This window comes from Arthrospira sp. PCC 8006 (assembly GCF_046480465.1).
In the GTDB taxonomy this organism is placed as follows: Bacteria; Cyanobacteriota; Cyanobacteriia; order Cyanobacteriales; family Microcoleaceae; genus Limnospira; species Limnospira platensis.
The window spans coordinates 21,874-29,178 of sequence record NZ_PKGG01000052.1 but is presented as its reverse complement, the minus strand read 5'-3'; the positions used below and the strand labels follow the sequence as shown (position 1 = coordinate 29,178).

The following is a 7,305-nucleotide window of genomic DNA, read 5'->3' as shown; positions in this document are numbered from 1 at the left end:
TATGCAACCAAGGGGTATAAATCCTCACCAGGCAGTTATTTCGGGCATTGCAGCCCTATTTCATGCCTGAACGTCTCGCACCTCGTTTCTTATTGAAGCATGGACAACTTCCTCCGTTCTCTTCATCATTCCTCACTGTGCAATACCGAAATTCGAGCTGGGTAGGTTGGGTGAAACCCAACATCACTGAGAGATGTTGTTGTTGGGTTCCCATACTCCACCCAACCTACKAAATAGCAACAGCGAGAGGAGTTTATTGCTCANATTGAACAGATGGAGCCACAAGAAGTGGTCTACCTCGATGAAGCTGGCATGAATAGTCAAGACTCGGATTATCCTTATGGTTACTGCGAGGAAGGACAACGCTTCCATACCCTCAAATCAGGGAAGAGGCAGGGCAGGGTGAGCTATATGGCCGCATGGTGTTATCAACAACTCTTARCTCCCTTTACCTTTGAGGGTTGTTGTAATCGGACAGTGTTTGAGTTGTAGTTGGAGTTTATCTTAATTCCAACATTGAAGCCAGGTCAGACTCTAGTATTTGACAATGCAACGTTTCATAAAGGGGGGCGGCAGGCTGAACTGGTGGAGGCAGCTCAATGCCGTTTACTCTATCTTCGGCCTTATTCGCCAGACCTCAACAAGATAGAGAAATGTTGGTCGTGGTTGAAAGCCCGCATTCGCCATTGCACGTGAGCAGTTTGATTCTCTCGATGATGCCATGGATTCCGTTCTCCAAGCTGTGTCCTAACCACCTTGACTAATGCTATAAAAATGTAGCGCTTGAAATTGAGCATATCCAGTCCCGGTCTAAGGGTGGCTCTGACCGGGTTTCTAACCTGACGATGGCTTGCCACTCATGCAATCAAGCCAAAGGCAATGGGGACATTCGAGATTTTTTATCGGGCCAGCCTGATTTACTGAGTCGTCTTCTCAGGCAGGCAAAATCACCCCTTAAAGATGCAGCAGCGGTCAATTCAACTCGATGGGCATTGTTCAATGCTTTGAAAGCAACAGGACTCCCAGTAACCACAGGAACGGGCGGACAAACTAAGTTCAATCGAATTCGGCTCAACCTACCTAAAGCTCATTGGATTGATGCTGCCTGTGTTGGACAAGTCGAATCACTCGAAGTTCTTGCTTCCAAACCGTTGCTGATTTTAGCGAAGGGGCATGGAACCCGTCAGATGTGCGGGACGGATAAGTACGGATTCCCAACTCGTCACCGCTCAAGGAGACAAATTCACAAAGGCTTTCAGGCTGGCGATATCGTTACTGCCACTGTCACGGCAGGGAAGAAAATTGGCTCCTATGTAGGACGGGTTCTCTGCCGTGCTTCCGGCAGTTTCGATATTACCACTGCCTCGGTCAGAGTGGCAGGCATCAGCCACAAATACTGCCAACCAATTCACAGAAAGGATGGTTACACCTATGCTTGAAAGACTGACGGGGACTAAAGTCCCCGTGTCGCGTTTCCTCCCCGGTCTAAAGACACGGCGCTTCCACGCTCCCGAGAGGTCTACGTTAAATTCGGGTACAACTACACGAACAAGTGCGAGTTTAACCGAATCAGTGGTAGTCTGTTGGCGATCGCCAGTTTCGGCTAACCCCCTTACCCTAATGACTACCAGCCCTTATGCAATTAAATTTTCCCATTCGCGTTAACCTTGACCAGGAATTCGCTATAATCTGTGGATATTTTAACCGTTGACCCACAACTCACCCCAAAAACCTTAATTCCATTCTGTGAGGAAATATGAATGAACATACTTGGAATCTCGGCTTACTATCATGACAGTGCAGCCGCTCTCGTGCGGGATGGAGAAATTATCGCCGCCGCCCAAGAGGAGAGATTTTCGCGCAAAAAACACGATGCCAGATTTCCCCAAAACGCCATTCGCTACTGTCTTCAGGAAGCGAATATTACCCTATTCGATGTCGATCGCATCATTTTCTATGATAAACCCTTAGTCAAATTCGAGCGCCTGCTAGAAACCTACATCAGCTATGCTCCCCGTGGGTTTCGGTCTTTTCTAGCCGCCATGCCAATTTGGTTAAAAGAAAAACTTTATCTGAAAACCGTATTAAAAAAAGAACTTTCAGCCATCATGGGGGTCAAAAAAGCCAAACTTCCCCCCCTCATGTTTACCGAGCATCACCAATCCCACGCCGCCTCAGCCTTTTTTCCCAGTCCCTTCCAAAAAGCAGCCGTCATGTGTTTAGACGGTGTAGGGGAATGGGCCACCACTTCCGTATGGTTAGGCGATGGTAATAACCTGACCCCCCTGTGGGAAATCGACTTTCCCCACTCTCTCGGTTTACTGTACTCAGCCTTCACCTACTACACCGGCTTTAAAGTCAACTCTGGCGAATATAAACTCATGGGGTTAGCGCCCTATGGTCAACCTCGCTATGTTGATCGGATTTTAACCCATTTAATCGACCTCAAAGATGATGGCACATTCCGGTTGAATATGAAGTATTTCAACTATGCCACCGGGTTAACCATGACCAACAAGAAATTTGACCAGTTGTTTGACGGACCCCCTCGGAAAGCCGAAGGCCAACTCACTCAACGGGAAATGGATATCGCCGCTTCTATTCAAGTCGTCACAGAGGAAGTAGTGCTGCGCCTAGGTCGGACCGTACAAAAAGAACTCAATGTTGATTATCTCTGTTTAGCTGGCGGAGTCGCCCTCAACTGTGTCGCTAATGGTCGCCTATTGCGAGAAGGTCCCTTTAAGGATATTTGGATACAACCCGCAGCAGGAGACGCAGGAGGCGCATTAGGGGCAGCTTTGGCTGTTTGGTATCAATATTGTGAACAACCCCGCCTGGTGAAGCAGCCAGTCACCATAGAGAACGAAATCGAACTCGAAGCCGCAGCCGGAACAGAAACAGCAGTGGCGACTATAACTCCTCGGGTTATTCCTAGCACCGCCCCCGCTGATATGATGAAAGGCTCCTATTTGGGTCCCTCTTTTAGCAATTCCGATATTCAGGATTATCTCAATTCCATTGATGCTAAATATATGTATTTGGCAGATGTTGAATTGATGCCTARGTTAGCCGAAATTTTGGCTGATGGTAATGTCGTCGGCTGGTTCCAAGGTCGGMTGGAATTTGGGCCGCGTGCTTTGGGTGGAAGGTCAATTATCGGCGACCCTCGTAACACTAAAATGCAGTCCGTCATGAATCTCAAAATTAAATATAGGGAGTCTTTCCGACCCTTTGCGCCTTCCGTTTTAGCCGAGCGTGTCGCTGMTTATTTTGAACACAATACCCACAGTCCTTATATGTTGATGGTCGCTCCCGTTAAGGAGTCTCGCCGGATTCCTATGACCTCCGAACAAGAACAACTTTTTGGGATTGAAAAGCTGAATATTCCCCGGTCGGAAATTCCCGCTATTACCCATGTCGATTATTCGGCACGCATTCAAACTGTACACCCCGAAACTAACCCCCGCTATCACAGTTTAATTAGTCATTTTGAACAACTTACAGGCTGTGGTCTAGTGGTTAATACCTCTTTTAATGTGCGGGGTGAACCCATTGTTTGCGATCCCGAAGATGCCTACCGCTGCTTTATGCGGACGGAGATGGATTATCTGGTTTTGGAAAATTACCTACTCGCCAAAACTGCACAAACTCCCTGGTCAAAAGATGAATCTTGGAAAAATGAGTTTGAGTTAGATTAATCCCTAGGAGCCACTTCTAGTGGCTTCCCTCTGGTAGGATATCTGTTTTTCTCGGTTTTCTGTTCTCTGTTATATAATTAGTTGCAAAAATTCACTATGACTGATCACGATATCCCCAAACTTGATAGAAAAGGCTTGCGGGAATTTGGCTTGACAACGGGTGCAATTTGTGCTGGCTTGTTTGGCTTACTGTTGCCATTAATTTTCCGCCACTGGCCGCCCCCTGCTTGGCCATGGGTGGTTGCGACTATTCTCTGGGTGTGGTCKTTCCTGTCTCCGTCAACTCTTAATCCGATTTATTATACTTGGATGCGGATAGGCTTGGTTTTGGCTGGAATTAATACCCGAATTATTTTGGGGGCTGTGTTTTACGTTATGATTGCACCGATGGGGGCAATTAAGCGTTTATTTGGCTCTGATGCCATGAAACGAGATCTAGATCCTAATGTATCAACCTATCGGGTTCCCAGTCAAGTCCGTTCAAGAGTAAGTATGGAGCGTCCTTTCTAGTGTTTGAAGCAACATTAGATTTTCTGAAAGATTTGTGGGGTTTTCTGCGGGAGCGCAAAAAATATTGGCTGCTACCGTTGATTATTACTATGGTGTTGTTGGGGGCTTTGATTGTCCTTAGTCAAGGGTCGGCGATCGCACCTTTCATTTATACTTTATTTTGATACTGTATTAGCGTCGAAATTGTTGGCAATTGGGGGAAAGAGTAATTTTCTAACCCCCTAATTTCTTGATTTTCCTGACCTGGATTATATGAAAAATCTGCCATTATTTAAACGACCATCAACCCCCATTGAGGAAAAATCCGCTAAACGGGGGGTGGTTAATCGAGAGTTGCTCGGAATTGTCGGCATTAATTTAGCCCTAATTTTACTCATCTTAGAAGTCGTACCTCTCCTGTTTTACCTAGTCACAGAACAGCGGTTTATTTATACTCATAATCGTGATAAAACCGCCACAAATCAACTTCTAGAACAGATAGGGGTGAGGGAACAACCTACCGGAAACAATGATGATAAAAATGCTATAGTCGAGCGTTTTCACCCCTTTTTTGGCTATGTATTAAAACCCGGCTTATTTGCGGATAATCCCTTTGGCTTGCGGGTGAATAACTACGGATTTTTTGGTCTCCATGATTACCCCTTGATCAGACAAAATGATAATCAGTTTATTATTGGTATTTTTGGGGGTTCTGTCGCCGTTGACTTTGCCAATTATGAAGTTACTCATAAGGAATTATCAAATACTTTAATTAAACAACTCAGAACAGTTCCCGAATTAGCCAATAAAGAATTTATTATCTTAAACTTTGCTCATGGGGGTTATAAACAACCTCAACAGTTATTAATTCTCAACTACTTTTTGTCAATTGGTCAGGAATTAGACTTAGTGGTTAATATTGATGGTTTTAATGAAGTTGCATTACCACCATTAAATAATCAAGCATCTGTCCCAGTTTCCATGCCGAGTTTCCAACACATTCAACCCCTAACCGCCTTGGCTAATACTAATATTCCTGTCGTTTTAGCTTTGGCGGAAATGAACGAAACCAGGGAAAAATTAGTCCGTCAAATTCAGAGGTTAGAAAACTGTAAACTCGCCTCTTGTTACGCTTGGAATTCCTATCAAGTTAATCAACTCACTAGAAAATATCAAAGCCAGGTCGCAGCCTTAGATGCCATGCAGATTGAGTTACGCCAAAATGAAGATGATTTAGCCAATAGTTTAATTTCCATACCCCAAAATACCCAGGTTTTACCAGATGACATAGCCTTTGATAAAATGGTAGATATCTGGTTTAACTCTTCCCAAATGATTCATCAAACTTTAGCAAATAAAAATATCCCTTATTTTCATGTAATACAGCCTAATCAGTATCATCCCACCCAAAGAACTTTCACCGCCGAAGAAATTGCCATTTTTGATGATAACCCGTATATAGAAGGAGTTATACAAGGCTATCCTCGGTTACTTGCTAGAGGGGAAGATTTGCCAAATTTTGGGGTTAATGTTATCAATGCTGTGACAGTTTTTGACACCCAACCAGAAACGGTATATAGAGACAGTTGTTGTCACTATACACCCAGAGGTCAAGAAATCTTTACTGAATATATTGGCAATTCCATTGTTAACCGTCTCCAGTCAATAACCCCCTAAGTATTCGGCTATAACTTATATATGAGTTGCTAATGTTTGACAGTTTCGATGATTATCACCTCCTATTAATCTATGATAATGAAACACAAATTTAATCGCAAGCAAATCAAAGAAGTTGGGAAAATCACTTTAATTAACCTATTGTTGTTAGGGTTTTTTGTAGAATTGGGTTCCCTGGGTTTTTATTTAGTCCGCCATAACCAGTTATTTTATACTCGTCAACGACCAAGCATTGAAGAAATGGGTTTGAACCTAGAAGGTATGAGGATGGAAATTTCTATCGTAGAAAGACTACATCCCTATTTCGGATATGCACCTAAACCTGGTCCTGATTTTCGTCCGGGGTTCAAATATAATAACTATGGCTTTATTTCTCCATATAATTATCCCTTTGTGAAAACTAACGAAAATCAATTTATAGTGGGAGTGTTTGGGGGGTCAGTGGCTTCTAACTATTCTATCTATGAGATTCAAAATGGAATTTTAGAAACCAAACTTAGAGAAGTTCCTGGCTTAGAAAACAAAGAATTAATTATTTTATCCTTTGCTACGGGAGGTTATAAACAGCCACAACAGCTTTTGATTTTGAATTATCTGCTGTCTGTGGGTCAAGTGTTTGATATGGTGATTAATATTGATGGGTTTAATGAACTGGCTTTATCTAGTGTTAATAATGAACAAAAACTGGAATTGACAATGCCAAGTGCATCTCATATCCAACCTTTAACTAATTTAGCTAATCAGAGTTTATCTACGAAAGCCTTAGAAAGTTTACTGAAAATTAAGCAAGCTAAACCTCGAATTAATCAGGTTGTTTCTAACTTAAAAAATTGTCGGATGGCATCTTGTTATACTATCAACAATCTGGCTATCCAAGGATTAATTAAAGATTATTACCAGGAGGTTGCACGCTTTCAAAGATATCAACAAATTCCTGATGATGACGGCGGAGAAGGCAGCGTATTTTTATTTTATACTCAAGAGTCAGTTTTACCGGAAGAGAAAGCCTTGGCTAAAATTACTGATACATGGGTGAGAACTTCTACGGTGATGAATCATATTTTATCTGCGAAAAATATTCCCTATTTCCATATTCTGCAACCTAACCAATATCATGCCACTAATAGGGTTTTTAGTAGCGAAGAAAAAGCGATCGCATTTAGTGAGAATACCCCTTACCGCCAGCCTATTGTAGCAGGTTATCCTCTACTATTAAATCGAATTGCTGACTTGGAGGCGGCGGGGGTGACTATTTTTAATGGGGTCAATATTTTTGATGCTGCGCCAGAAATCATGTACATTGATAACTGTTGTCATTATACCCCGGCTGGTGAAAATATCCTTTCGAGTTATGTGGCGGAAAGTATTAAAAATATACTTAATCAACGCCTAAACCCACCAAATCTTAACTTGGCTAATGAACCTCTAACTGACTAACAAC

5 protein-coding genes and 2 pseudogenes are annotated in these 7,305 nt (G+C 42.9%); all 7 read left to right on the top strand.

The window, feature by feature from the left end; all coding sequences use genetic code 11:
• Window positions 1–237: 237 nt before the first annotated feature.
• Window positions 238–751 (top strand): annotated as a pseudogene (locus B9T16_RS10365) (IS630 family transposase); the annotation flags it as partial.
• 19 nt (window positions 752–770) lie between these two features.
• A pseudogene (locus B9T16_RS10360) lies at window positions 771–1,439 on the top strand (HNH endonuclease); the annotation flags it as partial.
• 321 nt (window positions 1,440–1,760) lie between these two features.
• Entirely contained in the window at window positions 1,761–3,698 is a 1,938-nt protein-coding gene (locus B9T16_RS10355; protein WP_410244700.1) for a carbamoyltransferase, read from the top strand.
• A 96-nt stretch (window positions 3,699–3,794) separates the two neighbouring features.
• Window positions 3,795–4,208, top strand: a complete 414-nt coding sequence (locus B9T16_RS10350; RefSeq protein ID WP_006617090.1) for an SxtJ family membrane protein — start codon at window positions 3,795–3,797, stop codon at window positions 4,206–4,208.
• Window positions 4,208–4,372 carry a DUF5989 family protein gene (locus B9T16_RS10345; protein ID WP_006617091.1) on the top strand — a complete coding sequence of 55 codons (165 nt, stop codon included), beginning with the start codon at window positions 4,208–4,210 and terminating at the stop codon, window positions 4,370–4,372. The genes B9T16_RS10350 and B9T16_RS10345 overlap by 1 nt, the downstream gene beginning before the upstream one ends.
• Before the next feature lie 88 nt (window positions 4,373–4,460).
• Window positions 4,461–5,864: a hypothetical protein gene (locus tag B9T16_RS10340; RefSeq protein WP_006617092.1), complete on the top strand. Its 1,404-nt coding sequence runs from the start codon at window positions 4,461–4,463 to the stop codon at window positions 5,862–5,864.
• Between the two features lie 78 nt (window positions 5,865–5,942).
• On the top strand, window positions 5,943–7,301 hold the full coding sequence (locus B9T16_RS10335) for a hypothetical protein (protein ID WP_410244699.1): 1,359 nt from the start codon (window positions 5,943–5,945) through the stop codon (window positions 7,299–7,301).
• Window positions 7,302–7,305 lie beyond the last annotated feature (4 nt).